General features: G+C 61.1%; 24 protein-coding genes. 15 read left to right on the forward strand and 9 right to left on the reverse strand.

The window, feature by feature from the left end; all coding sequences use genetic code 11:
* The first annotated feature begins 1 nt into the window (after position 1).
* The 5 genes from V8P77_RS02890 to V8P77_RS02910 all read left to right on the forward strand — a co-directional run bounded on the left by V8P77_RS02890 (position 2) and on the right by V8P77_RS02910 (position 3,608).
* Positions 2-823: an ABC transporter permease gene (locus V8P77_RS02890; RefSeq protein WP_335910593.1), complete on the forward strand. Its 822-nt coding sequence runs from the start codon at positions 2-4 to the stop codon at positions 821-823.
* A gap of 1 nt (position 824) precedes the next feature.
* Positions 825-1,568 (forward strand): aspartate/glutamate racemase family protein, encoded by a 744-nt coding sequence (locus V8P77_RS02895; protein ID WP_335910594.1) that lies wholly within the window; start codon positions 825-827, stop codon positions 1,566-1,568.
* 4 nt (positions 1,569-1,572) lie between these two features.
* Entirely contained in the window at positions 1,573-2,184 is a 612-nt protein-coding gene (locus tag V8P77_RS02900) for a flavin reductase family protein (RefSeq protein WP_335910595.1), read from the forward strand.
* Between the two features lie 168 nt (positions 2,185-2,352).
* Positions 2,353-2,850, forward strand: a complete 498-nt coding sequence (locus V8P77_RS02905) for a heme-degrading domain-containing protein (RefSeq protein WP_335910596.1) — start codon at positions 2,353-2,355, stop codon at positions 2,848-2,850.
* 134 nt (positions 2,851-2,984) lie between these two features.
* Entirely contained in the window at positions 2,985-3,608 is a 624-nt protein-coding gene (locus V8P77_RS02910) for a DUF2799 domain-containing protein (protein ID WP_335910598.1), read from the forward strand.
* 8 nt (positions 3,609-3,616) lie between these two features.
* On the opposite strand, the gene V8P77_RS02915 is transcribed toward V8P77_RS02910, so the two are convergent.
* On the reverse strand, positions 3,617-4,876 hold the full coding sequence (locus V8P77_RS02915) for an AGE family epimerase/isomerase (RefSeq protein ID WP_335910599.1): 1,260 nt from the start codon (positions 4,874-4,876) through the stop codon (positions 3,617-3,619).
* A gap of 169 nt (positions 4,877-5,045) precedes the next feature.
* Here V8P77_RS02915 and metH point away from each other — a divergent pair, with 169 nt between their 5' ends.
* The 3 genes from metH to V8P77_RS02930 all read left to right on the forward strand — a co-directional run bounded on the left by metH (position 5,046) and on the right by V8P77_RS02930 (position 9,647).
* Entirely contained in the window at positions 5,046-8,819 is a 3,774-nt protein-coding gene (metH, locus tag V8P77_RS02920) for a methionine synthase (RefSeq protein ID WP_335910600.1), read from the forward strand.
* Between the two features lie 196 nt (positions 8,820-9,015).
* A complete protein-coding gene (locus tag V8P77_RS02925; protein ID WP_222285900.1) occupies positions 9,016-9,249 on the forward strand; it encodes a type II toxin-antitoxin system Phd/YefM family antitoxin in 234 nt (77 codons plus the stop codon).
* Positions 9,246-9,647: a type II toxin-antitoxin system VapC family toxin gene (locus V8P77_RS02930; protein WP_335910601.1), complete on the forward strand. Its 402-nt coding sequence runs from the start codon at positions 9,246-9,248 to the stop codon at positions 9,645-9,647. The genes V8P77_RS02925 and V8P77_RS02930 overlap by 4 nt, the downstream gene beginning before the upstream one ends.
* A gap of 3 nt (positions 9,648-9,650) precedes the next feature.
* On the opposite strand, the gene V8P77_RS02935 is transcribed toward V8P77_RS02930, so the two are convergent.
* Both V8P77_RS02935 and V8P77_RS02940 read right to left on the reverse strand, forming a co-directional pair.
* Positions 9,651-10,415: a GntR family transcriptional regulator gene (locus V8P77_RS02935; RefSeq protein WP_335910602.1), complete on the reverse strand. Its 765-nt coding sequence runs from the start codon at positions 10,413-10,415 to the stop codon at positions 9,651-9,653.
* Complete coding sequence (locus V8P77_RS02940) at positions 10,412-11,296, reverse strand: glucosamine kinase nucleotide-binding domain-containing protein (RefSeq protein ID WP_335910603.1); 885 nt, start codon at positions 11,294-11,296, stop codon at positions 10,412-10,414. The genes V8P77_RS02935 and V8P77_RS02940 overlap by 4 nt, the downstream gene beginning before the upstream one ends.
* 521 nt (positions 11,297-11,817) lie before the next feature.
* On the opposite strand from V8P77_RS02940, the gene V8P77_RS02945 reads away from it, so the two are divergent.
* From V8P77_RS02945 to V8P77_RS02965, 5 genes are all read left to right on the forward strand, one after another.
* Positions 11,818-13,077 (forward strand): ABC transporter substrate-binding protein, encoded by a 1,260-nt coding sequence (locus V8P77_RS02945; RefSeq protein ID WP_335910604.1) that lies wholly within the window; start codon positions 11,818-11,820, stop codon positions 13,075-13,077.
* A gap of 218 nt (positions 13,078-13,295) precedes the next feature.
* Positions 13,296-14,243 (forward strand): carbohydrate ABC transporter permease, encoded by a 948-nt coding sequence (locus tag V8P77_RS02950; protein ID WP_335910605.1) that lies wholly within the window; start codon positions 13,296-13,298, stop codon positions 14,241-14,243.
* Positions 14,244-14,252: 9 nt separating this feature from the next.
* A complete protein-coding gene (locus tag V8P77_RS02955; protein ID WP_017961350.1) occupies positions 14,253-15,092 on the forward strand; it encodes a carbohydrate ABC transporter permease in 840 nt (279 codons plus the stop codon).
* Positions 15,089-16,147 carry a Gfo/Idh/MocA family protein gene (locus V8P77_RS02960; RefSeq protein WP_335910606.1) on the forward strand — a complete coding sequence of 353 codons (1,059 nt, stop codon included), beginning with the start codon at positions 15,089-15,091 and terminating at the stop codon, positions 16,145-16,147. Before V8P77_RS02955 ends, V8P77_RS02960 begins: the two co-directional genes overlap by 4 nt.
* 10 nt (positions 16,148-16,157) lie before the next feature.
* A complete protein-coding gene (locus V8P77_RS02965; RefSeq protein ID WP_335910607.1) occupies positions 16,158-17,159 on the forward strand; it encodes an ABC transporter ATP-binding protein in 1,002 nt (333 codons plus the stop codon).
* 41 nt (positions 17,160-17,200) lie between these two features.
* Here the strand turns inward: V8P77_RS02965 and V8P77_RS02970 are convergent, their stop codons facing one another.
* The 6 genes from V8P77_RS02970 to V8P77_RS02995 all read right to left on the reverse strand — a co-directional run bounded on the left by V8P77_RS02970 (position 17,201) and on the right by V8P77_RS02995 (position 22,710).
* Positions 17,201-17,530, reverse strand: a complete 330-nt coding sequence (locus tag V8P77_RS02970) for an NIPSNAP family protein (RefSeq protein WP_335910608.1) — start codon at positions 17,528-17,530, stop codon at positions 17,201-17,203.
* A gap of 188 nt (positions 17,531-17,718) precedes the next feature.
* Positions 17,719-18,780 (reverse strand): ABC transporter ATP-binding protein, encoded by a 1,062-nt coding sequence (locus V8P77_RS02975; RefSeq protein WP_335910609.1) that lies wholly within the window; start codon positions 18,778-18,780, stop codon positions 17,719-17,721.
* Between the two features lie 12 nt (positions 18,781-18,792).
* Entirely contained in the window at positions 18,793-19,581 is a 789-nt protein-coding gene (locus tag V8P77_RS02980; protein WP_026265357.1) for an ABC transporter permease, read from the reverse strand.
* Positions 19,578-20,471 (reverse strand): ABC transporter permease, encoded by an 894-nt coding sequence (locus V8P77_RS02985; RefSeq protein WP_131639526.1) that lies wholly within the window; start codon positions 20,469-20,471, stop codon positions 19,578-19,580. The genes V8P77_RS02980 and V8P77_RS02985 overlap by 4 nt, the downstream gene beginning before the upstream one ends.
* Positions 20,472-20,542: 71 nt before the next feature.
* Positions 20,543-21,646, reverse strand: a complete 1,104-nt coding sequence (locus V8P77_RS02990; protein ID WP_335910611.1) for an ABC transporter substrate-binding protein — start codon at positions 21,644-21,646, stop codon at positions 20,543-20,545.
* Between the two features lie 191 nt (positions 21,647-21,837).
* Positions 21,838-22,710, reverse strand: coding sequence for a MurR/RpiR family transcriptional regulator (locus tag V8P77_RS02995; RefSeq protein WP_335910612.1), 873 nt, complete (start codon positions 22,708-22,710; stop codon positions 21,838-21,840).
* Positions 22,711-22,889: 179 nt separating this feature from the next.
* Between V8P77_RS02995 and V8P77_RS03000 the strand changes: the two genes are divergently transcribed.
* Together V8P77_RS03000 and V8P77_RS03005 are read left to right on the forward strand one after the other, a co-directional pair.
* Entirely contained in the window at positions 22,890-23,660 is a 771-nt protein-coding gene (locus V8P77_RS03000) for an N-formylglutamate amidohydrolase (RefSeq protein WP_335910713.1), read from the forward strand.
* Positions 23,661-23,778: 118 nt separating this feature from the next.
* Positions 23,779-25,341 (forward strand): amino acid permease, encoded by a 1,563-nt coding sequence (locus V8P77_RS03005; protein WP_335910613.1) that lies wholly within the window; start codon positions 23,779-23,781, stop codon positions 25,339-25,341.
* Positions 25,342-25,350: the final 9 nt, after the last annotated feature.

Raw genomic sequence — 25,350 nt, forward strand, 5'->3', positions numbered from 1 at the left:
GATGAGCCACGAAAAACGCGGCCTGGAATTCTACCTGCTGGCGCTCTTCTTCATTATCTTCGTGCTGTTCCTCTACGGGCCGCTTTCGGCAATCCTGATCCTCTCCTTCCAGGGACCGGACGGCGGCCTGACCTTCCCGATGAACGGGATGTCGACGCACTGGTTCTTCAACCTGTTCGAACAGCAGGCGGTAGGCGATTTCGGCGCCTCGTTCCGCCGCTCCTTCACCCTCGGGCTGATGGTGATGGTGGTGACCGTCGTGGTCTCGCTGCTCGCCGGCCTTGCCTTCCGACGCCGTTTCGCAGGCTCGACCGCGCTGTTCTACGCCACGGTCGCAAGCCTCGTGGTGCCGTCGATCATCATCTCGCTCGGCATCGGCGTCGTTTTCCAGGAGGGAGGGCTGAAACCCGCTTGGTATTCGTCGGCCTTCGGCGCCCATCTGACCTGGACGCTGCCCTTCGGCGTGCTGATCATGTTTGCCGTGTTCAACCGCTTTTCGCCGGCCTATGAAGAGGCGGCGCGCGACCTCGGCGCCAGCTCCTGGCAGACGTTCCGCCATGTCGTGCTGCCGATGATCGCCCCAAGCCTGATCGGCGTCGGCCTGTTCGGCTTCACGCTCTCCTATGATGAATTCGCCCGCACGCTGATGACATCAGGCACCTACAACACGCTGCCGCTCGAAATCTACGGCATGACGACCAACGTCACGACGCCGGTGCTCTATGCACTCGGCACGGTGACGACGCTGTTTTCCTTCACCATCATTCTCCTCGCGCTCGGCATCATGACGATGCTCAGCCGGCGGCAGGCAAAGATAGACTGACATGCGCATCCTCATCGTCAATCCGAACACCACGGCCTCCATGACAGAGAAGGCCGCCACCGCCGCGCGGGTGGTGGCGGCCTCCGGCACGGAGATCATCGCGGCCACCTCGCGCATGGGGCCGGTTTCCATCGAGGGGCATTACGACGGGGCCTTAGCGATCCCCGGCCTGCTCGCCGAACTCAAGGAACGACAGGGGGTGGGCTACGACGCGGCTGTTATCGCCTGTTTCGACGATACCGGGCTCGAAGCGGCGCGAACCTTTGCCGATGTGCCGATCCTCGGGCTTTGCGAATCCGCCGTGGTGACGGCGGGCTTCCTGGCGCAACGCTTCACCGTGGTGACGACGCTGGAGCGCTCGCGGGTGCTGATCGACAATCTGGTGCGCCGCTACGGCATGGGCGACCGCGCCAAGGTGCGCGCCTCCGACATCCCGGTGCTGGAGCTGGAAGATGCGGCCTCGGGCGCGATCGGCAAGCTCAGAGACGAGATCGAGGGGGCGCTTTCGGAAGACGGCGCCGAGGCGATCGTGCTCGGCTGCGCCGGCATGACCGATCTGGCGCGCGAGCTGCAGGAGATCTACGGCGTGCCGGTCGTCGATGGTGTCGCCGCCGCCGTCAAGCAGGCCGAAGCGCTGGTATCGCTCGGACTTTCCACCAGCAAGCGCGGCTCCTACGCCTCGCCACTGCCGAAATCTTTTACCGGGGCGATGAGCGGTTTCTCGCCGGTCCTGAAGGTCGGCTGAACCGATGGCCATTTCCTTCGATTTCAAACAGCTCACCGAGCGCGAACGCTACAAGCTGATGATCGGCACGATCATTCCGCGGCCGATCGCGCTGGTGACGACGGTCGACGAGAACGGCCGGGTCAATGCGGCGCCCTTCAGCTTCTTCAACTGCCTTTCGGCCGATCCGCCGATCCTTGCGATCGGGGTCGAGAACAATGTCGACATGTCGTTCAAGGACACCAGCCACAATATCCGCATGACCGAGGTGTTCACGGTCAATATCGTCTCCTTCGCGATTGCCGAGGCGATGCATGTCTGCGGGGCCAAATATCCGCGCGGCGTCGACGAGCTGAAGCAAGCGGGCCTGACGGCGATGCCGGGCGAGAAGGTGGCCTCGCCCTTCATCGCCGAGTCGCCGGCCGCCTTCGAATGCAAGCGGCATGTGACGCTGGAGCTCGGCCGCTCACGGCAGATCGTCATGGGCGAGATCGTCTTTGCACATTATCGCGACGGGGTCGTCGATCTTGAACGGCTGCATGTCGATCCGGCCGCGGTCGATGCCATTGCGAGGCTCGGCGGCGATACCTGCGCCACCATCCGCGACCGTTTCGAGATGCTGACGCCAAAGCTTTGACATAGGGCATTTCCGTTTCTTCGAGTCACGAAAATGCTCCACCTCTTTGTCTTCGCGCAATTCCGGACGCTGGAATTGCTCCAGGGGTAGGCTCAAGTTTTTGCTTTACTTTTTCGGCTCCCGCGAGAATGGTCTGCACGGATTATCGCGGCAGAGGAGCGCTTACCCATGACAATCGAGAACGATCTCAGCCGGATCGCGGAGCAGGAGAAAGTGCTGAGCTTCGACGCCTTCGACCTGACGACGGCATGGCAGCTCGGCAAGCTCCTGCAGGAACTCGCCACCGAGCGCGGCCTCGGCATCGCGATTGACGTGACCCTGCATTCGATGCCCGTTTTCTATGCGGCACTCCCGGGTGTGACGCCCGATAACGTCAACTGGGTCCGCCGCAAGCGCAACATGGTGCTGCGTTATTTCCGCAGCAGCTATGCCTCCGGTCTGAAGCTGCAGAAGGATGGCAAGACGGTCGAGGATAACGGGCTTTCCGGCGCCGACTATGCGCCGCATGGCGGCAGTTTCCCGATCAACGTCAAGGGCAGCGGCTGCATCGGCGCCGTCACCGTCTCGGGACTGCCGCAGCGTGACGACCATAATCTCGCGGTCGAGGCGCTGGCGCTGATGCTCGCCAAGGATCTGGATACGCTGCGGCTCGCCCCGCCGCTTTGATGCGGCTTCTTTCGCCGTAATTTTGACAGAAAAAAGCCATGAAAACTGCAAATTCGCGTCGCTGCTCCGGTGACGCGGGCTTATCCTGCGGCTAAGCTGCGGCATCGCACTCCTCATTTAGCCCCCGGGACGCCATGATCCGCTTGTTCCTTGCGCTTGCCGCTGCCATCGGCTCCGGCCTTTTGCTTGCCTCCTGCAACACGCTGTCCAAGGAGGAATGCGTTGCTGCCGACTGGCGGGTGATCGGCGAGAGCGACGGCGCGGCGGGCCACGAGCCGCAACAGCGCTTCGCCGCGCATGCGAAATCCTGCGAGCGGGTCAAGATCGTGCCCGATCAGACGATCTGGTTTCAGGGGTATCAGGCCGGTCTCGTGCGCTATTGCACGCCGCTTAGCGGGCTTGCGCGCGGCCAGGCAGGTAGCGGCTACGCCAATGTCTGCCCGCTCGAGACCGCGCCCGGTTTCCTGCGCGGCTTCGGCCTCGGCAGCAAGCAGCATGACCTGCAGGCGCGTCTCAGCTCGATGCAGAACGACTATAGCTTCAAAGAGACAAGCATCGATGAGCTTTCCGACAAGCTCAGGGATGCAAAAGATGATGAAAGGTCGGAGATGCGCCGGCGGATCGAGGATCTGGAGGACGACCTGCACGACATCCGCCGCGACCAGCGCGACGTGCAGGACGAACTGGAGCGCGTCAACGAGGATGTCGAGTGGTTCCAGCGAAACCCGAACGCCGAACTGCCGGCGCCGGGTTACTGATCTCCGGCTCAGATCCTGCCGCCGGCCTCAGTGATGCCCTTTGTCAGGCTGCCCGTGGCCGGGAAGAGCGGGATGAGGCAGGCCTGCAGGGCGTGATAGATATCGCCCTTGCCGGGGAACAGCGAGTGCGAGGGGACGAGATTTTCCGTCAGTTCCTCGTGCCAGCCGCCGTTCTTATGGTCGATGAAGGCGCGCTCGATCACGTTCCAGATCTTGCGATAGCTCTCTTCATGGAAATCGCTCGGCAGGTGCTCATTGAGAAAATGTGCGGCGGCCGCACCTTCGCAAGCCGGCCACCAGAGCTTGTTGCGCTTGGCGGGCTTGTCGTCCCAGTCGAGCGTGTAGAAGAAGCCGCCCTTGTCGTTGTCCCAGCCGAGCGCCATCGATTGGGCAAAGAGGGCCTTGGCCGCATCCGGCATCCATTCGATGCGTTTGCCGCCGAGTGCCCAGAGCTGCAGGATGAGGCGAGCCCATTCCAGCCAGTGGCCGGGCGTCGTGCCGGCCGGGCGGAACATTTCGTTCGGATGATAGTAAGTCTTGTCGAGGTTCCATTCGGCGTCGAAATGCTCGGCGACGCGCCAGTCGACCGAACCGGCCGCGCGGCGGATGACGAGATCGGCGATGCTTTCGGCCTCGGTGAGGTACTGCCTGTCGCCGGTGGCTTCAAAGGCCGCCATCAGCGCTTCGGTCAGATGCATATTGGAGTTCTGGCCGCGATAGGCGCCGCCATCGAGCGGTTGCCAGTCGGCCGTGAACTCCTCGGCAATCGCGCCGTGTTTCGCTTCCCAGAACTTCGTGTTCAGGATCTCGGTGATATCGGCGAGCATGCCGTCGGCAAGCGGATGACCGATCGTCTTTGCCGATGAGGCAGCGAGCAGCACGAAAGCATGGCCATAGCCCTGCTTGTTGGAATCAACGGGACCGTCATTGTTGAGCGACCAGAAATAGCCGCCGTTTTTCCGGTCGCGGTGGTGATTCCAGATGTAATCCATGCCGTGGTCGACGACGTCGGCCGCACCGGGGCGGCCGAGCAGGGTGCCGATCGAGAAACAATGCACGGCGCGCGCGGCGATATGGATGCCGCGGACCTGGCCCTCGGCGTCGAGAGGCCTGCCGGTTTCGTCGAGATCGTAGAAGCCGCCCTTGGGATTGACCGAATTGTGCTGGAAGAAATCGAAGAGACCATTCGCTTGGCTCAGCAGCCAGCCGCGGTGATAGGCGCGGGTCGTCCAGTTTCCAAGCACGGCGTTGCCGGTTGCGGGTGCCATGATGCTCCTCCGATTTCGTGCACAAAGCGTTGTAAACGCCTATATAGGCGTCGTGCGAGTCTGTCATCCGGCGAGATTTGCAAAGGACGAAATCGACAGGCATATATTGACATAAAGATATCTTTATGTGATTTGGAAGTCTGGTCTTACGACGTCAAGGAGCCTTCCCGTGTTTGACAATCTCTTTGGCCCCACAGGGGGCAAACGTGACGGCAGTGAAGTTTTCGCAGCTTTGAAACAAGCCGCGAGCGAGCGCATCCTTGTTCTCGACGGCGCCATGGGCACGCAGATCCAGGGGCTCGGCTATGACGAAGACCAGTTCCGCGGAACGCGCTTCATCGGCTGCGCCTGTCACCAGAAGGGCAATAATGACCTTCTGATCCTGACCCAGCCGGACGCGATCGAAGAGATCCATTACAGATACGCCAAGGCCGGCGCCGATATTCTCGAGACCAACACCTTCTCCTCGACCCGCATCGCGCAGGCCGATTACGAGATGGAAGGTGCCGTCTACGACCTCAACAAGGAAGGTGCAGAGATCGTGCGCCGGGCAGCACAGCGCGCCGAGCGCGAAGATGGCCGCCGCCGCTTCGTCGCCGGCGCCATCGGGCCGACCAACCGCACCGCTTCGATTTCGCCCGACGTCAACAATCCGGGCTTTCGCGCCGTCACCTTCGACGATCTGCGTTCGGCCTATGGCGAACAGATCGACGGGCTGATCGATGGCGGCGCAGATATCATCCTCATCGAGACGATCTTCGACACACTGAACGCCAAGGCTGCGATCTTTGCCTGCGAGGAGCGCTTCGAGGCCAAGGGTGTGCGCCTGCCGGTGATGATCTCGGGCACGATCACCGACCTTTCCGGCCGCACGCTTTCGGGCCAGACGCCATCTGCCTTCTGGAATTCGGTGCGCCATGCCAATCCCTTCACGATCGGGCTCAACTGCGCGCTCGGCGCCAATGCGATGCGCCCGCATCTGCAGGAGCTTTCAGGCGTCGCCGACACCTTCATCTGCGCCTATCCGAATGCCGGCCTGCCGAATGAGTTCGGCCAGTATGACGAAACGCCGGAGCTGATGGCGGCGCAGATCGACGGCTTCGCGCGTGAAGGCCTCGTCAATATCGTCGGCGGCTGCTGCGGCTCGACGCCCGAGCATATCAAGGCGATCGCCGAGACCGTTGCCAAGTACAAGCCGCGTGCCATTCCCGAGCATCGCCCGTTCATGTCGCTGTCGGGCCTCGAGCCTTTCGAGCTGACCAAGGACATTCCTTTCGTCAATGTCGGCGAGCGCACCAACGTCACCGGCTCGGCCCGCTTCCGCAAACTGATCACCAACGGCGATTTCACCGCAGCGCTCGATGTCGCCCGCGACCAGGTCGAAAACGGCGCGCAGGTGATCGACATCAACATGGACGAAGGCCTGATCGATTCCGAAAAGGCGATGGTCGAGTTTCTCAACCTGATCGCCGCCGAGCCTGACATCGCCCGTGTGCCCGTGATGATCGACTCGTCGAAGTTCTCGATCATCGAATCCGGCCTGAAGCGCGTCCAGGGCAAACCGATCGTCAATTCGATCTCGCTGAAGGAAGGCGAGGAGAATTTCCTCGCCCAGGCGCGGCTGCTGCACAATTACGGCGCTGCCGTCGTCGTCATGGCCTTCGACGAGACGGGGCAGGCGGACAGCTACGACCGCAAGGTGGAAATCTGCACGCGCGCCTACAAGCTGCTGACCGAAAAGATCGGCTACCCGCCTGAAGATATCATTTTCGACCCGAACATCTTCGCGGTCGCGACCGGCATCGAAGAGCACAATAATTACGGCGTCGACTTCATCGAGGCGACGCGGACGATCCGTGAGCGCATGCCGCTGGTGCATATTTCGGGCGGCGTCTCCAACCTGTCCTTCTCGTTCCGCGGCAATGAGCCGGTGCGTGAGGCGATGCACGCCGTGTTCCTCTACCACGCCATCCAGGCGGGCATGGACATGGGCATCGTCAATGCCGGCCAGCTTGCCGTCTACGACAATATCGATCCGGAGCTGCGCGAGGCCTGCGAGGACGTGGTGCTGAACCGCCGACCTGACGGCACCGAACGGCTGCTCGAAGTGGCGGAGAAATTCCGTGGCGCAGGCGCCAGGGAAGGCCGCGTCCAGGATCTCTCCTGGCGCGAATGGAGCGTCGCAAAGCGTCTCGAACACGCGCTGGTCAACGGCATCACCGAATATATCGAGGCCGATACCGAGGAGGCGCGCCAGCAGGCCGCCCGGCCGCTGCATGTCATCGAAGGGCCGCTGATGGCCGGCATGAACGTTGTCGGCGATCTCTTCGGCTCGGGCAAGATGTTCCTGCCGCAGGTGGTGAAGTCGGCGCGCGTGATGAAGCAGGCGGTCGCCGTGCTGCTGCCGTACATGGAAGAGGAAAAGCGCCTTAACGGCGGCGACCAGCGTCGGTCTGCCGGCAAGATCCTGATGGCGACGGTCAAGGGCGACGTGCACGATATCGGCAAGAACATCGTCGGCGTCGTGCTTGCCTGCAACAATTACGAGATCGTCGACCTCGGCGTCATGGTGCCGGCGACGAAGATTCTCGAGACGGCCATTGCCGAGAAGGTCGACGTCATCGGCCTCTCCGGCCTGATCACGCCGTCGCTCGACGAGATGGTGCATGTTGCCGCCGAAATGGAGCGCCAGGGCTTCGAGATCCCGCTGTTGATCGGCGGGGCGACGACCAGCCGCGTGCATACGGCCGTGAAGATCCATCCGGGCTACAACAAGGGGCAGACCGTCTACGTCACCGATGCGAGCCGCGCCGTCGGCGTCGTCTCGGCGCTGCTGTCGCCGGAAACGCGCCAGAGCTACGTCGATGATGTAAGAGCCGAATATGCCAAGGTGGCGGCCGCCCATGCGCGCAGCGAGGCCGAGAAGGTGCGCTTGCCGTTGCCCCGGGCTCGCGAGAATGCTCACAAGATCAACTGGTCCGCCCACCAGCCGACCAAGCCGCAATTCTTCGGCACGCGGGTGTTCGAGGATTACGATCTGGCCGAGCTTGCCAAATATATCGACTGGACGCCGTTCTTCCAGACCTGGGAGTTGCGCGGCCGTTATCCAGCCATTCTCGAGGATGAGAAGCAGGGCGAGGCGGCGCGTGCGCTCTGGACAGATGCGCAGGCGATGCTGAAGAAGATCATCGACGAGAAGTGGTTCCGCCCGCGCGCCGTCATCGGCTTCTGGCCGGCCGGCGCCGTCGGCGACGATATCCGGCTGTTCACGGACGAGAACCGCAGCCAAGAGCTTGCCACCTTCTACACGCTGCGTCAGCAGCTTTCCAAGCGGGACGGGCGGCCGAACGTGGCGCTCTCCGATTTTGTGGCGCCGGTTTCAAGCGGCGTTGAGGATTATGTCGGCGGCTTCGTGGTGACGGCCGGCATTGAGGAAATCGCCATCGCCGAGCGTTTCGAGCGGGCGAACGACGATTATTCCTCGATCCTCGTCAAGGCGCTGGCCGACCGCTTCGCCGAAGCTTTTGCCGAGCGTATGCATGAGCAGGTGCGGCGCGAATACTGGGGCTATGCCAAGGACGAGACGCTCACCAAGGAAGATCTCATCACCGAAGCCTATGCCGGCATCCGCCCGGCGCCCGGTTATCCCGCCCAGCCTGACCACACCGAAAAGGCAACGCTGTTCAAGCTGCTCGACGCGGAAAGGGCGGCTGGCGTGAAGCTGACGGAAAGCTATGCGATGTGGCCCGGTTCGTCGGTTTCCGGCCTCTATATCGGCCATCCCGACTCCTATTATTTCGGTGTCGCCAAGGTGGAGCGCGATCAGGTGGAAGACTATGCGGCCCGCAAGGGCATGCAGGTTTCCGAGGTCGAGCGCTGGCTCGGACCGGTGCTGAACTACGTGCCGCGCAAGACGGACGAGCAGATCGAAGACGCGGCCTGATTGCCGCGTCTTCACGGTCGCTTAGGGCGGCGTCCTCAGAGATTGATTCAATAAATGAAAAGCCGGAAGGGATTCACCTTCCGGCTTTATGATTTTGATGCGGCTCAATAATTGCCCGCATTCAGGCTGGTTGAATTTGATAGCGGAATTGACGATGAGGCGGTATACTTAGTCAAGTTAGCTAATGAGGGCGACGATGCAAGTTACCATCCATGCCGCAAAGACCAATCTGTCGAAATTGATCGACGCCGCCCTTTCCGGTGAGGAAGTGGTGATCGCCAAGGGGCGCAAGCCTGTTGTGAAGATCATTCCGATTGTGCAGTCTTCCTTCAAGATCGGCCTGCTCAAGGGGCAAGTTGTCGGAAATGGGCCCGACTTTTTTGAGCCCCTGGATCAGGGCGAGCTTGCGGCTTGGGAAGGGAGCGAGTGAACTCGCTGTTGCTCGACACCCATGCCTGGGCATGGTCGCTGACCGGCGACGAGCGGCTCTCGGCCAAGGCGATCGCTCTGATCGAAAAGGCGGAGACGATTTTCGTCAGCCCAATATCCCTATTTGAAATCGGGCAGAAGGTTCGTCTCGGCAAGTGGCCGGAGATGGAGCCTTTCATCGGCCGGTTGCCGGAACTGCTGCATGAACAGGGTGGCATTGCCGCTGCATTGACACCGGAAATCTGTCTGACCGCAGCCATGATGGACTGGATACATCGCGATCCGTTCGACCGGTTTCTTGCTGCGACCGCCATGCAGAATGGGATACCGCTTATCTCCGCCGATGCGATCTTCGATGATCTTGTCGGAAATCAGCTTTGGATCGCCCGCTTCTGGTAGGGCTTACGTCACCGCGATCGTCAGTTCTGCAACAAAGTCATAGGCGTCGCCGCGATAGAGCGAGCGGGTGAATTCCACGGCGCGGCCGGAGCCCAGATAGGAGATACGCTCGATCGACAGGCCGGCCGCACCTGCGGAGACGCCGAGAAGCTGGGCGTCGGCTTCCTTCATATTGGTGGCGGAGATGCGCTGCACGGCGCGCACCGGGCGGACCTGGAGGCGTTCGAGTTCGGCATAGAGCGAATTGGTGACGGCCGAGGGATCGGGCAGGAATTCGCCGGAGACGCTGGCATTCTCGATCGCCAGCGGCTGATCGTCGGCGATGCGCAGGCGGGAAAGGCGCGAAACCTTGACGTCGGTACCGAGGCCAAGGATCATCATCTCGTCGGGCGAGGGTGTGTGGACGCCTTTGTGCAGCCATTCGGAGCGGGAAGACATGCCGCGGCGCGCCATGTCCTCGGTGAAGGAGGTAAGCTGCGACAGGCGCTGCTCGACCTTGGAGACCGGCTTGGCGACAAAGGTGCCGGAACCGTGACGGCGCACCAACAGGCCGTCGGCGACGAGTTCATCGATCGCCCTGCGAACGGTGACGCGACTGACGGCGGCTAATTCGGCGATGTCGCGTTCCGGCGGCAACGCATCGCCGTGCCCGAGCGTGCCGGTGCGCACAGCTCCTTCGAGCGTGCGGCGCAGCTTGACGTAGAGCGGGCCTGTGCCGGCTGCCTGCAGGCGCTCCAGGGAAAAGAGGGTGGCGAGGTCGTCGGTCATGCCGCACCTCTCTGCCTGTTGTTCAAGAGCTTGACCGCAAGGTCCACCGCGCCCTGCAGAGCATCGCCTTTCGGCTTGGCAAGCATGGACTTGTAGCGTTCGGAAAGCCAGGATTCGTAGGCTTCGGCAAGACCGCCGAGCAGGCAGATCGATGGGCATTCGGGCCAGAGCAGCGCTTCGAGACTTTCGCCGATCGCCGTTGCCGCATCCGTGACGATGCCGACTGCCACGGCATCGCCCTTGGCCGCATGTTCGAAGACGGTGGGGGCGTAACGGGCAAAATCCTTCGGCCTTGCCGAATGGGCGAATTCGACGATGCGTTCGGGATCATTGCCGTATTCGGTCATGACCGCGTTAGTGATCGGCGATGCCGGACGCACCCCATCATGGGCAAGCAGCGATCGTTCCAGGAGGTCGCGGCCGAGGCGGGCACCGCTTGCCTGGTCGCCGACAACGAAACCCCAGCCGCCGATGCCGTTCAGCAGACCGTCCTTGCGGGCATTATAGACCGAGCCTGTTCCGAAGGCGCCGACGATGCCGTCGGCATCGCCGAGCGCACCCTGCAGGGCGATCAGCGCATCGGTGACGACGCGGCCCTCGGCAAAGGGCAGGGCCTTTTCGATTCGCCTGCCGTAATCGCCGACATTCGCCCCGGCGACGCCGACGACGGCTGCGACAGAGGAAAGGGTTTCAACAGCAAGCCCGGCATCGCCTAGTGCCTGCCGGGCGGATTCGACGATGTTGAGAAGAGAATTTTCCAGATCCGACAGGATGTTGGCAGGGCCTGATTTGCCGCGGCCGATGACATTGCCGTTCCTGTCCGCGACTGCGGCCCGGCAGCTCGTTCCGCCGCCGTCTATGCCGATTGCAAGCTCCGTCATCGGGCCTCCGAATATGCCGTTCCCCATCGTTTTGAATACAATACCAAAAAAATACCATTTACCAAGTGGGAATAACCGAGAAAATCCATCTTTTTATCACATTGATTTTGTTTAATAAAATTATTTAGTCAATTTAATCTGGCCAAAAAGTTAAATTCGGCTGGACAATTGGTATTTTTTTGGCCTTAATTCGGTAAAAGGGAACAGCACTTCGAGGCCCACGAAAACCGGCAGTTAAACCAAGCCGGACCGCTCCGAGGATGATCGAGATGACGACCCGCCGGCCCATCAAGCTGGTGACGAAGGTCAGGCATCCATCGGCTTTCCCCGCCATTTCGCCACCCCGGCCGCCGGGAAGGCGCGCAGTTCGGCCGCAGGTGTCCGCCTTCGTGTCCGTCGAGCTTTCGGGACCGGCATTGCTGGCGGTCCTTCAAGGGGCGTTGGGTGTTTCCTCAGACACGCCAATTGCTTGTTTCAGATCAAAAACAGCGCCTCGCGGCGCTTTAAAACAGGAGAGGGAAATGAAAAACACTGCTCTGAAAAGCTTGCTGCTTGCCTCCAGTCTGCTGAGTTCAGCGGGCCTCGTCCACGCCGCCGACGTCACGCTGACGGTCGAAAGCTGGCGTAACGACGACCTGCAGATCTGGCAGGAAAAGATCATCCCGGCCTTCGAAGCGAAGAACCCGGGCATCAAGATCGTCTTCTCGCCGACCGCGCCGACCGAATACAACGCCTCGCTGAACGCCAAGCTCGATGCCGGCTCCGCAGGCGATATCATCACTTGCCGTCCGTTCGATGCCTCGCGCGAACTCTTCAACAAGAAGCAGCTTGCCGACATCACCAGCCTGCCTGGCATGGAGAACTTCTCGCCGGTCGCCAAGGCCGCCTGGAGCACCGACGACGGCAAGTCGACCTTCTGCGTGCCGATGGCTTCGGTCATCCACGGTTTCATCTACAACAAGGATGCCTTCGACAAGCTCGGCATCTCCGTGCCGAAGACGCAGGACGAATTCTACGCAGCGCTCGACAAGATCAAAGCCGACGGCACCTACATTCCGCTCGCCATGGGCACGAAGGACCTCTGGGAAGCCGCCACCATGGGCTACCAGAACATCGGCCCGAACTACTGGAAGGGTGAGGACGGCCGCGCCGCCCTGATCGCCGGCAAGCAAAAGCTGACGGATGCCGAGTGGGTCAAGCCTTTTGAAGAGCTTGCCAAGTGGAAGCCCTATCTCGGCGACGGCTTCGAAGCCCAGACCTACTCCGACAGCCAGAACCTCTTCACGCTCGGTCGTGCAGCGATCTATCCGGCCGGTTCGTGGGAAATCTCGATATTCAACAGCCAGGCTCAGTTCAAGATGGGCGCCTTCCCGCCGCCGGTTCCAAAGGCAGGCGACACGGGCTACATCTCCGACCATCCGGATATCGGCGTCGGTCTCAACGCAAAGAGCACCCATGCCGAGGAAGCCAAGAAGTTCCTCAGCTGGGTCGCTTCGCCCGAGTTCGCCGATATCTACGCCAACTCGCTGCCAGGCTTCTTCAGCCTGAACTCCACCCCGGTCAAGATGTCCGATCCGCTCGCTCAGGAATTCGTTTCCTGGCGCGGCCCGTACAAGTCGACGGTGCGCTCGACCTACCAGATCCTGTCGCGTGGCACGCCGAACCTCGAAAACGAGACCTGGGTCGAATCGGCCAACGTGATCAACGGCACGGATACGCCTGCGGTTGCCGCCAAGAAGCTGCAGGATGGCCTCGACAGCTGGTACAAGCCGGCCAAGTGATGTGATGAGGGGCGGCGTTTGCAGCCCCTCATCCGGCCTGCCGGCCACCTTCTCCCCGCTTGCGGGGAGAAGGAGACACGCAGCGACCTCTCAGCCCGATATGGCATCTCAGCAGGGCGCGTTCCCTCTCTTCCCAGGTGGCATAGAGTTAGGGTGAGGCGCAACGTTTTCCATCTGCGCTGCGCCTAGCGGCCAGTCGACAAGAACAGGCAAAAGCCATGAGCGAAACCGACAACGTGGCCGACATCGTCCCGATCAGGCGCCCGGTGCGCTGGCACATCTTCGTCTTCATGCTGCCGGCGCTGATCGTCTATTCCGCCGTCATGGTACTGCCGCTCATCGAAACGCTCCGGCTGTCGCTCTACAATACGGTCGATGGGCAGCCGGCCTTCGTCGGACTGGCAAATTTCAAGGTGCTGTTCGGCGACGCGCGCTGGGCGCGCGATTTCTGGAATGCGCTGGTCAACAACCTGATCTTCTTTGCCATCCACATGTGCGTGCAGAACCCGATCGGCGTGGCGCTTGCCGCCCTGCTTTCGGTGCCGAAGCTGCGCGGCGTCGCCTTCTACCGTACGGCGATGTTCCTGCCGACGCTCTTGTCCTTCGTCATCGTCGGCTTCATCTGGAAGCTCATCCTTTCGCCGATCTGGGGGGTGGCGCCCTGGATGCTCGATCTCATCGGCTTGAAGTTCCTGTTCGCCCCCTGGCTCGGCAAGTCCGGTTCGGCGCTGATCGCGGTATCGCTGATCTCGAACTGGCAATATATCGGCATTCCGATGATGCTGATCTATGCCGCACTGCTCAGCATCCCCGAAGAGGTGATCGAGGCGGCCGAATGCGACGGCATTACTGGTTGGGCCCAGTTCTGGAAAATCAAGTTGCCGCTCATCCTGCCGGCGATCGGCATCATCTCGATCCTGACCTTCGTCGGCAATTTCAACGCCTTCGACCTGATCTATACCGTGCAGGGGGCGCTCGCCGGGCCTGACATGTCGACCGACATTCTCGGCACGTTGCTTTACCGCACCTTCTTCGGTTTCCAGCTTCAGCTCGGCGACCGCTCGATGGGCGCGACGATCGCCACGGTGATGTTCCTCATCATCCTCGCCGGCGTCTCGCTTTATCTCTTCGTCATACAGCGGCGCATGCGTCGCTACCAGTTCTGAGGAGCGCGCATGTCCAAGGCACGCACATCTCCCATCCGCACCGGCCTCGTGCATCTGGCGCTGAGCGCCTATACGCTGGTCGCGCTGTTTCCGGTGTTTCTGACCATCGTCAACTCGTTCAAGGATCGTGCTTCGATCTTCCGCGAGCCGTTGATGATCCCGACGCCGTCGACCTTCAGCCTCGTCGGCTATCAGACGGTGCTCGGACAGGGCGATTTCGCCACCTATTTCCAGAACAGCTTCATCGTCACGATCGTCTCGATCCTGCTGGTGCTGCTCTTCGGCGCCATGGCGGCCTTTGCGCTTTCCGAATACCGTTTCCGCGGCAATATGCTGCTCGGGCTCTACATGGCGATCGGCATCATGATCCCGATCCGTCTCGGCACGGTGGCGATCCTGCAGGGCATGGTGGCGGCCGGCCTCGTCAATACGCTGACGGCGCTGATCCTCGTCTATACCGCGCAGGGCATACCGCTGGCGATCTTCATCCTGTCGGAATTCATGCGCACGGTTTCGGACGATCTGAAGAATGCCGGTCGCATCGACGGGCTTTCCGAATATGCGATCTTCTTCCGCCTGGTGCTGCCGCTGGTGCGCCCGGCCATGGCGACGGTTGCGGTCTTCACCATGATCCCGATCTGGAACGATCTCTGGTTCCCGCTGATCCTGGCGCCCTCCGAGGCGACCAAGACGGTCACGCTCGGCTCGCAGATCTTCATCGGCCAGTTCGTCACCAACTGGAATGCGGTGCTGGCGGCCCTGTCGCTGGCGATCCTGCCGATCCTCGTCCTCTATGTCATCTTCTCGCGGCAGCTGATCCGCGGCATCACGTCAGGAGCCGTCAAGTGACCGAAAAACCGATCCGCGTGCTCGTTGCCGGCCTCGGCAATATGGGCCGCAGCCATGCGCTCGCCTATCATAACAATCCAGGCTTCGAGATCGTCGGTCTCGTCAACCGCTCGACGCCGGAGCTGGCGGCCGAGCTGCAGGGCTATACGATCCATCCCGACTTCACGACGGCGCTCGCCGAGCTGAAGCCGGACCTCTGCTCGATCAACACCTATTCCGACAGCCATGCCGATTATGCTGTCGCCGCCTTCGAGGCCGGCTGCGATGTCTTCGTGGAAAAGCCGCTGGCGACCACCGTCGCCGACGCCGAGCGCGTCGTCGCGGCAGCCAGGAAGGCGGGGCGCAAGCTGGTGATCGGTTATATCCTTCGCCATCATCCCTCCTGGATGAAGCTGATCGAGGAGGCACGCAAGCTCGGCCCGCCTTACGTCTTCCGCATGAACCTCAACCAGCAGTCCAGCGGCCCTACCTGGGCGACGCACAAGTCGCTGATGCGCACGACCTCGCCGATCGTCGATTGCGGCGTGCATTATGTCGACGTCATGTGCCAGATCACCGACGCTAGAGCCGTCGAGGTACGCGGCATGGGGCTGCGCATGTCCGACGAGATCGCTGCCGACATGTATAATTACGGTCACCTGCAGGTGCTGTTCGAGGACGGTTCCGTCGGCTGGTACGAGGCCGGCTGGGGCCCGATGATCTCGGAAACAGCCTTCTTCGTGAAAGATGTGATGTCGCCGAAGGGTGCGGTGTCGATCGTCATGGATCCGAACGCCAGGTCCGACGATATCGACACGCACACCAAGACCTCGGTGATCCGTCTGCACACGGCCGAGACCGGCCCGGACGGCAAATTCATCCGGCCCGACCAGGACATGACGATGGAAGGAGAGCCCGGTCATCAGGCGCTCTGCGACCTGGAACAGGCCTTCATGCTGAGGGCGATCCGCGAGGATCTGGACCTCGACCGCCATATGGCGGATGCGGTGGCGTCGCTGCGCATCTGCCTTGCCGCCGACGAGAGCGTGCGCACCGGCCGGCCGGTCAGATTATAAGGAAAGACCCGTGGGATCGCTTCAACTCAAATCCATCCGCAAGACCTATGGCACGCATGAGGTGCTGAAAGGCATCGACCTCGAGGTCAAGGACGGCGAATTCGTCATCTTCGTCGGGCCGTCGGGCTGCGGGAAATCGACGCTGTTGCGCAGCATTGCAGGCCTTGAAGACGTCACATCAGGCGCCGTCGTCATCAATGGCCGCGATGAGACGTTGACGCCGCCGGCCAAGCGCGGCATCGCCATGGTGTTTCAGTCCTATGCGCTCTATCCGCATCTGACGGTCAAAGACAACATGGGGCTTGGTCTCAAGCAGGCCGGCACCGCCAAGGATGAGATCGATAGGCGTGTCGGCAAGGCGACCGGCATGCTGTCGCTGGAACCCTATCTGGCGCGCCGGCCGGCCGAGCTCTCCGGTGGCCAGCGCCAGCGCGTCGCCATCGGCCGCGCCATCGTGCGCGAACCGGAACTTTTCCTGTTCGACGAGCCGCTGTCGAACCTCGATGCGGCGTTACGCGTCCAGACCCGCCTCGAAATCGCCCGGCTGCACCGCAGCCTGAAGGCAACGATGATCTATGTCACCCACGACCAGGTCGAGGCGATGACGCTTGCCGACAAGATCGTGGTGCTGAATGCCGGCGCGATCGAGCAGATCGGTTCGCCGATGGAACTCTACAAACGACCGGCCAATGTCTTCGTCGCCGGCTTCATCGGCTCGCCGCAGATGAATTTCATCGCGGCGGAGAAGGTCGGCGACCACAGCGCCAAGACGATCGGCGTGCGTCCCGAACATCTGACGTTGTCGCGCGAACAAGGGACCTGGGCTGCAAAGGTCGTGCATGTCGAGCATCTCGGCGCCGACACGATCATCTATCTGGAATCCGACCAGTACGGCCTGCTGACCGCACGTCTGTTTGGCGAGCATCAGTACGAGCCGGACGAGATCGTCTATGCAACACCGGACCAGGCGCACGTGCATCGTTTCGATACCGACGACCAAGCGATCCGCTGAGCGCATGACTGAACGGAAAAGCCCAGCGGCGGGCTTTTCATTTACAGTCGGCGTGCGCAGGTTTGATCAGCCGAGCACGGGCCGCATGAAGCTGCGTTCATAGCTGACGATACTGCGGTTATGTTTGTCGAGTTCGAAAGCCGCCTGACATTCCGGATCGCTTGCGATGCGTGTCCGGTAGTCCTCGTAGGGGCAAGGCTCGGGAAGGAAAACAATGCAACGGCAATGTTGTTGGCGCCTTCGGACGGCAGGAAATAACCGTGATGGGTGCCGCCCATCCTGTTGACGATCGGAATCCAGAGCCGGGCATACTCCTCGAATTCGGCAAGCTTGTACGGATCGATGACATAGCGCAGGTGGCAGGTAATCATTGACATATCCCATTGCGTAGAACGCCGGGCGTAGGGCTACCCGGCTGGTTTGCTCAACTTCTGGCACCGACCCGGAGTGTTCAGTGCTTGGCGGTGATGGCTGCATTACGATTGCTGACAGGTCAAACGATCTAAAATGAAACAGGCGCCGTTTCGCGGCGCCATTTGTCTCAACAGTATTGGCGAAATCAGTCGCGGATGATCAGCAGGTCGGCCGCCATGAAACGCAGCGTCACTGTTTCTCCGGCCTTAGGCGGGGCGGTCCCGGGGCTGTTGAACATGTCGAAGGAGATGACGTTGCCACCGACATTCATGCGGGTGCGGATGACCGACCCCAGGAAGTGGGCCGAAACGACCTGGCCGGTGAGCGCCGTGTCGCTCCTGACCGTGTCGGAGAGCGAGCCTGCTTCCGGACGCAGGGCCAGCGAGATGGTTTCGCCAGCCTTGTGAGCTGCCACCGACTGCTTCAGCGTGATATTCTGATCGCCGATCTGGATGCTGTTGTTGTCGGGATCGACGACCGTGGCTTCGATCAGGTTCAGCGTGCCGACGAAGGAGGCGACGAAGCGCGTCGCCGGCGTGTTGTAGATCTCGAAGGGCGAACCGATCTGGTCGGCCTTGCCGGCATTCATGACGACGATGCGGTCGGAGATCGACAGGGCTTCTTCTTGGTCGTGGGTGACGAAGACCGTGGTGATGCCAAGCTGCTGCTGGATCTGGCGGATTTCCTCACGCAGCGAGACGCGGATCTTGGCGTCGAGCGCGGAGAGCGGCTCGTCGAGCAACAGCACCTGCGGCTTGACGGCAAGTGCGCGCGCAAGTGCGACACGCTGCTGCTGGCCGCCCGATAGTTGATAGGGAAAGCGGTCGGCCAGATGATCGAGCTTGATCAGGCCAAGCATCTCCTTGACGCGGGCGTCGATCTGAGGCTTCGGCGCGCCGGCGACCTTGAGGCCGAAGGCGACGTTGTCATGCACGGTCATATTGGGGAACAGCGCGTAGGCCTGGAAGACCATGCCGATATTGCGCTGGTTCGGCTTCAGCGAGCTCTGATCCTTGCCGTTGATGGTCAGCGTGCCGCCGGTTGGCGTTTCGAAGCCAGCGATCATGCGCAGGACGGTCGTCTTGCCGCAGCCCGACGGGCCGAGGAAGGAGATGAACTCGCCCTTCTCGATCGTCATGTTGAAGTTCTTGACGACCTGCACCGGGCCGAAGGATTTCTGAATGTTGGTCAGTGTGAGAAAGGACATGAGCCAGTTACCTTAAGCCTTTGCCGGGCGGGCTTTGCCGACGCGGGAAACGAGGTTGAGCAGGCCCATGCTGAGCCAGGTGATCGAGAAGGCGATGACAGCGAGCGCCGAAGGCTCATAGGCCTTGTTGGCGCCGACGAGCTGCAGGTAGGGACCGAAGGCCGGACGGTTGAGCAGTGCGGCGAAGGTGAATTCACCCATGACGATCGCGAGCGTGATAAAGGCGCCTGAAAGCACGCCGCTCATGACGTTCGGGAAAATGCACTTGAACATGATGGTCGTCCAGCTGGCGCCGAGACTTTCGGCTGCCTCCGTCAGCGTGCGGACGTCGATGGCGCGCATGGCGGTATCGACGGCGCGGTACATATAGGGCAGGGACAGGGTGATATAGGAAAAGACCAGCAGGATGTTGGTGCCGGTCGTCGAACCCGTCAGCGGCAGGTAGGACGACGAATTATACATCCTGAGGTAACCGAAGACGATGACGATTGCGGGAATCACAAGCGGCAGCAGCGTGATGAATTCGACGACGGGGCGCATCTGCGGCAACCGCAGCCGCACCCAATAGGCCGTTGGCACGACGAGCAGCATGCCGAAGACGATGGTGAGCAGCGCCATCAGCATGGAGTAACCGAAGGTCTCGCGAAACTGAATATCTGAGAAGACCGACTCATAAGCGTCGAGGCTGTATTCGCCGCGGCGCATGCGCAGCGAAAACTCGATGGTGCCGATCAACGGAATGACGAAATAGGATGCACCTAGAATAACTGCGATCCAGGCTCCAAGACGTTGAGCTTTCATTTCTGCCACCGTTCGGCGCGCATGCGCAGCAGGAGGTAAAGGACGTTGGAGACGCCGGTGATGACGATCATGCCGAGCGCGATGGCGTAACCGAGGTTGGCATTATGCAGAACGTCGCCGCGGATCTGCGCATAAAGCAGGATCGGCACGATGTTCAGCGAGCTGCCGGTCAGCGCAAAGGCTGTGGCGATGGCGCCGAAGGCATTGGCGAAGAGCAGCAGCGTCGTGCCGAGTAGGCTCGGCCAGAGGATCGGCAGCGCGACCATCGTCCAGTACTGGCGGTTGGTGGCGCCGAGAATCTGCGAGGCTTCGCGCCATTCCTTCTTCATGCCGTCGAGGGCCGGCGTCAGGATCAGCACCATCAGCGGGATCTGGAAATACATGTAGGTGATGGTGAGGCCGAAGAAGGACAGCAGATTGAAACCGGTGCCGTAGAGATTGAAGCCGAACCATTCGCGCAGGAAGATCGTCACAAGACCGGTGCGGCCGAGCGTTGCGAGGAAGGCGAAGGCGAGCGGCACGCCGGCGAAATTCGAGGCGACGCCGGAGAAGGTCAGCAGTGTCGAGCGCACGGAGGCGGGCAGACCGCCGAGCACGACGGCCCAGGCAAGGAAAAACCCGATCAACGCGCCGCCGAGGGCGGAGGCGACCGAGATGCGGATACTGATCCAGTAAGCGCTCATGATCGATGGCGTAAAAAGATCGCCGATATTCTTGAGCGTGACATCGCCCTCGGGCGTCAGGAACGCGCCCACCACGAGATAAAGCGTGGGGATGATCAGGAACAGCAGGGAGAAAATAATGAAGGGTGCGATGCCCAGCCAGTCGATCACGCGGTCTTTGTTGATCAAGGGGGCACTGCTCGCCATCGGCGTTGAAACGGTGCTCATGGAAAAGCTCATCCTGGGGCGTCGGAGTGAGAAAACCTCCCCGCCCTGCGGCGGGGAGGCAGGATCAAACTTTACTGAACGTTGGCGCCGACGACGGAATCCCAGTTCTTGGTAATGGTTTCCTTGGCGGCTGCCTGCTCTTCCAGCGTCGGGAAGACAGCCTTTTCATAGGCTGCTGCCGGCGGCAGCTTGTCGAGGAGCTCCTTTGGGATTTTGTTGTTTTTAGCAAGATCGTTGAAGCGGATCGGGTGGCAATAGCCCTTCAGCCAGCCGAGCTGACCTTCGTCGGAATAGAGATATTCCATCCAGAGCTTGGCAGCGTTCGGGTGCGGAGCGAAGGCTGAGATAGCCTGAACGTAGACACCGGCAACGACGCCGGTCTTCGGAACGACGACCTCGAAGGGAGGATTGCCCTTCAGGCCTTCGCCCCACGAGAGGGCGTTGTAGTCCCAGGCGATGACGATCGGCGTGGAGCCCTGCGCGAAGGGAGCAGCCTTGCCGACGACCGGCACGAAATTGCCGCTCTTGTTCAGTTCGGCGAAGAACTTCAGGCCTTCTTCGCCTGCCTTGGCCGCGTCGCCGCCGGATGCGGAAAGACCAGCGGCATAGACGCCCTGGACAGCCTGGTTGGCGCTGCGCGGATCGCCTGCGAGGGCGACGCTGTTTGCATAGTCGCTCTTTTTCAGGTCGGCCCAGTCAGTCGGCGATTCCTTGACGAGATCCTTGTTCACCAGGAGCGCGAGAACGCCGTAATAGTCGCCGTACCAGTAGCCTTCAGCATCCTTGGCGGTATCCGGAATGGAATCCCAGGTGGAGACTTTGTAAGGCTGGATCAGGCCGTCTTTCTTGGCAGACGGGCCGAAAGAGAGGCCGACGTCGATGACGTCAGGAGCCTGCGGGCCGGTGTTGCCCTTGTTGGCCTTGATGGCTTCGATTTCGTCGCCCGAACTTGCATCCGGGTTCAGTTCGTTGACCTCGATGCCGTACTTGGCCTTGAAGCCGGCAATGACGTCGCCATAGCCGCACCAGCTGTGCGGAAGAGCGATCGTCGTCAGTGTGCCTTCCTTCTTGGCGGCGGCGATAAGTTCAGCGCTCGGCTCGGCGGCGGCAATCGTGGTCGAGGCCACGATCAGCGCAGTAGAAAGCGACAGAAGTCGAGAAATGTTAGAGATCACTGTTGTTCTCCTTCGGGTTTTCAGTGTCTGGCGATGCTGTTAATGAGATTACATGAAGCTTGTGTGACAGTTGGATGACGTTAATTCTGCTGTGAATAGCGGGGGTTGTGACAAATGCTCCATTTGCGACAACGTCGTCTGTTTCCGCGAAAAATCCGTCATTGTTTTTCTTCTGTTTTAGTCTTGCCCTCCTAGCCCGGTTTGCGGAAAAGCCTGGTCTGTTCGAACAGGCCTTCCAGCGTCTTCATGCGCTCCTTCGTCTCGTCCCAGGTCGAATTCTGAACGGCCTCGATCAGCGCTTCGACGATGAAAAGGGTGACGACGGAGGAATCCCAGGCCGACGGCGCCTCGATCCGGACACGGAAGGCATGCCTGGCGAGCTTGGCGGCCGGCGAACCCCACTGGTCGGTGAAGACGATGATTTCGGCGCCGCGCTTGCGGGCGGCGGTCGCGAGGCTCACCATCTCCTGCTCGTAGCGACGGATGTCGAAGATGATCAGGATGTCGCCGGCATTCATGTTGAGGACATATTGCGGCCAGCTGCTGGAATTCGACGATAGCAGCGTCGTTGCCGGCCGGATGACCTGCATATGGGTGAAGAAATACTCGGCAAGCGCGCCGGTGATGCGACCGCCGACGAAATAAAGGCCGCGCTTGCGGTTGGAGAGCAACGCGGCGACGCTGTCGAAGGTCGCGGTGTCGAGATCGGTCAGCGTCTGGCGCAGATTGCCCATGATGGCATCGGCGAAACGGTTGAGAATATGGGTGCCCGGCGCGTTCTGCGCCCAGCGGTCGTGCTTGGCGATGGGGTTGGAGATCGTCGCCTCGACTTCCTGATGCAGATGCGCCTGAAAGTCCGGGTAACCCTTGAAGCCGAGTTTCTGCACCATCCGCACGACGGTCGGCGTCGAGACGCCGGCGTTCTCGGCGATCGTGGTGATGCTGCCGAGGCCGGAAACCGGGTAATTGTCGAGCAGGCTTTCGGCCAGCTGCTTCTCGGCACGCGTCAACACCCCCAAATGCGAGTGTATGACGTCCGAAACCGTCTTCGACGCAATTGTCACTTAGTTATGCTCCCCGGGATGGTCTGGCGCCACTTTCCCGCTCAAAGTTAACAACGCTGTCACAATCCATGTCAACCACTGTCATGAAAAGAAATTTTCAGTTCATGCTTGACACTGGCCGGAACCTGAAGAATTCTTTTCTTCATCAAGAATTTGTTAAGGGATAAGGAGTGGCGCCTTTGGTGCTGACCCGGCCGAAAATCCTCAGCGAAGCGGACGGCGACTGCGTTGGGATCGAACGCATCCACGGCCGGAGCCCGGTGCTTCTCATCTGCGAGCACGCTTCGAACGCGCTTCCAGCCGTTTTCGGCGATCTCGGCCTGCCCAGCGAAGCGCTCTCCAGTCACATCGCGTGGGACCCGGGCGCGCTGGCGGTCGCCCGTATCCTATCGGAAGCGCTTGACGCGACGCTCGCCTACCAGCGGTTCTCCCGGCTTATCTACGACTGCAACCGGCCGCCCAGTTCACCTGGCGCCATGCCGGAGACCAGCGAGATCTACGCCATTCCCGGCAACAGGAATTTGAGCCCGGAAGAGCGGCTTGCGCGCACCGACTCGCTTTACGTGCCTTTCCACGACGCCATTCGCGGGCTGATCCGTGATCGCCGGGCTAGGGGGCAGGACAGCATCATCGTGACGATGCACAGCTTCACGCCGGTCTATCACGGCCGCGAACGCGCAGTCGAACTCGGCATATTGCACGATGAGGATAGCCGGCTCGCCGACCTTATGCTGAGGGCAGCGGCCGAGGCGCCGCTTTACAGGACGGAACGCAACGAGCCCTATGGACCCGAGGACGGCGTGACCCACACGCTGATCCTGCACGGGCTTTCGAACGGCTTGCGCAATGTGATGATCGAGGTCCGCAACGACCTCATCGCAGACGATAGCGGCCAAGGGGTCATGGCTGACTATCTAAAAGGGCTGCTCCAGCAAAGTCTGGACGCCTGATAAAAAGAAGACCCGAGGGAGCAGTTTATCTGCGGACGTCCGCATGGCGAAAATGCCACGGACAATTGGCACTGAATCGGCCCGCAATCCCGCGGCCGACCGTGAACAGGGGGAAGTCATGTCGGATTATACCGAACTGGACAAGAAGCAGGATGTGCACATCCTGCATTCCATGGGCTACGCCCAGGAACTCGAACGGCGAATGAGTTCATTCTCGAATTTCGCCGTCTCATTCTCCATTATTTGCATCCTTTCCGGCGGCATCAATTCGCTGGCGCAAGCGACCTCCGGTGCCGGCGGTGCGGCAATCGGCATCGGCTGGCCACTCGGCTGCTTCATCTCGCTCGTCTTCGCCGTCGCCATGGCGCAGATCAGCTCGGCCTATCCGACAGCCGGCGGCCTCTATCACTGGGGCTCGATCCTCGGCAACCGCTTCACCGGCTGGCTGACCGCATGGTTCAACCTGCTCGGTCTCGTCACCGTGCTCGGCGCCATCAATGTCGGCACCTACTATTTCTTCATGGGTTCGTTCGGCACGAGCTATCTCGGGCTGACGGACACCATCACGGTGCGGATCATCTTCCTGGTCATCATCACCGGCGCGCAGGCACTGGTGAACCATATGGGCATCGGGCTGACCGCAAAGCTGACGGACTTCTCGGGTTACCTGATTTTCGCAACCGCCATCGCGCTTGCGGCGGTGTGTCTGTTGTCGGCCCCGTCCTATGAATTCGGCCGGCTCTTCACCTTCGCCAACTATTCCGGCGAAGCGGGCAGTAATGTCTGGCCGACGACGTCGGGCAGCTGGGTTTTCCTGCTCGGCCTGCTGCTGCCGATCTATACCATCACCGGCTACGACGCTTCGGCCCATACGTCGGAAGAAACCGTCAAGGCGGCGCACTCCGTTCCGCGCGGCATGGTTTCCTCCGTGCTCTGGTCGGCACTCTTCGGCTACATCATGCTGTGCTCCTTCGTGCTCATGCTGCCAAACATGGACGATGCTGCAAAGCAGGGCTGGAACGTATTCTTCTGGGCGATGGACACGCAGGTCAACGCGACCGTGAAGGACATCCTCTACCTCGCGATCCTCGTCAGCCAGTGGCTATGCGGCCTTGCGACCGTCACCTCGGTCTCGCGCATGATTTTTGCCTTCTCTCGTGACGGCGGTCTGCCGGCATCGAAGGCGCTCTCGAAGGTCAGCCCGAACTATAGAACGCCGGTCGCGGCCATCTGGACCGGATCGATCCTGTCGGTACTTTTCGTCTGGTTCACCTCGCTCGATTTCATGAAAATCGGTGAGACGCCGGTCTACACGATCGTCGTCTCCTGCACTGTCATCTTCCTCTTCTTCTCTTTCGCGATCCCGATTACCCTCGGCCTCTTCGCCTGGGGCACATCGAGATGGGACAAGATGGGTCCGTGGAACCTCGGCGAGGGCCTCTTCAAGCTCTTTGCGGTGCTATCGATCATCGCGATGATCCTGATCTTCATCCTCGGAATCCAACCGCCGAACGGCGCCGCGCTTTACGTTACCGTGGGCTTCCTCTTGCTGACGGCGATCGTCTGGTTCGGCTTCGAAAGCCGCCGCTTCAAGGGGCCGCCGATCGGTGCCGAAGTGGCAAAGCGCCAGGCCGAGATTGCGGCGGCCGAAGCAGCTGTCGGCGAAAGCGGTGAACGTTAAGCAGCAAGG

The sequence above is a fragment of the Rhizobium aouanii genome, from assembly GCF_037002925.1.
GTDB lineage: Bacteria > Pseudomonadota > Alphaproteobacteria > Rhizobiales > Rhizobiaceae > Rhizobium > Rhizobium aouanii.

Bases quoted from the DNA above. Each gene is read 5' to 3' on its own strand.
- V8P77_RS02890 (WP_335910593.1), top strand. From the start codon at position 2: ATGAGCCACGAAAAACGCGGCCTGGAATTCTACCTGCTGGCGCTCTTC.
- V8P77_RS02895 (WP_335910594.1), top strand. From the start codon at position 825: ATGCGCATCCTCATCGTCAATCCGAACACCACGGCCTCCATGACAGAG.
- V8P77_RS02900 (WP_335910595.1), top strand. From the start codon at position 1,573: ATGGCCATTTCCTTCGATTTCAAACAGCTCACCGAGCGCGAACGCTAC.
- V8P77_RS02905 (WP_335910596.1), top strand. From the start codon at position 2,353: ATGACAATCGAGAACGATCTCAGCCGGATCGCGGAGCAGGAGAAAGTG.
- V8P77_RS02910 (WP_335910598.1), top strand. From the start codon at position 2,985: ATGATCCGCTTGTTCCTTGCGCTTGCCGCTGCCATCGGCTCCGGCCTT.
- V8P77_RS02915 (WP_335910599.1), bottom strand. From the start codon at position 4,876: ATGGCACCCGCAACCGGCAACGCCGTGCTTGGAAACTGGACGACCCGC.
- V8P77_RS02925 (WP_222285900.1), top strand. From the start codon at position 9,016: ATGCAAGTTACCATCCATGCCGCAAAGACCAATCTGTCGAAATTGATC.
- V8P77_RS02935 (WP_335910602.1), bottom strand. From the start codon at position 10,415: ATGACCGACGACCTCGCCACCCTCTTTTCCCTGGAGCGCCTGCAGGCA.
- V8P77_RS02940 (WP_335910603.1), bottom strand. From the start codon at position 11,296: ATGACGGAGCTTGCAATCGGCATAGACGGCGGCGGAACGAGCTGCCGG.
- V8P77_RS02945 (WP_335910604.1), top strand. From the start codon at position 11,818: ATGAAAAACACTGCTCTGAAAAGCTTGCTGCTTGCCTCCAGTCTGCTG.
- V8P77_RS02950 (WP_335910605.1), top strand. From the start codon at position 13,296: ATGAGCGAAACCGACAACGTGGCCGACATCGTCCCGATCAGGCGCCCG.
- V8P77_RS02955 (WP_017961350.1), top strand. From the start codon at position 14,253: ATGTCCAAGGCACGCACATCTCCCATCCGCACCGGCCTCGTGCATCTG.
- V8P77_RS02970 (WP_335910608.1), bottom strand. From the start codon at position 17,530: ATGATTACCTGCCACCTGCGCTATGTCATCGATCCGTACAAGCTTGCC.
- V8P77_RS02975 (WP_335910609.1), bottom strand. From the start codon at position 18,780: ATGTCCTTTCTCACACTGACCAACATTCAGAAATCCTTCGGCCCGGTG.
- V8P77_RS02980 (WP_026265357.1), bottom strand. From the start codon at position 19,581: ATGAAAGCTCAACGTCTTGGAGCCTGGATCGCAGTTATTCTAGGTGCA.
- V8P77_RS02985 (WP_131639526.1), bottom strand. From the start codon at position 20,471: ATGAGCACCGTTTCAACGCCGATGGCGAGCAGTGCCCCCTTGATCAAC.
- V8P77_RS03005 (WP_335910613.1), top strand. From the start codon at position 23,779: ATGTCGGATTATACCGAACTGGACAAGAAGCAGGATGTGCACATCCTG.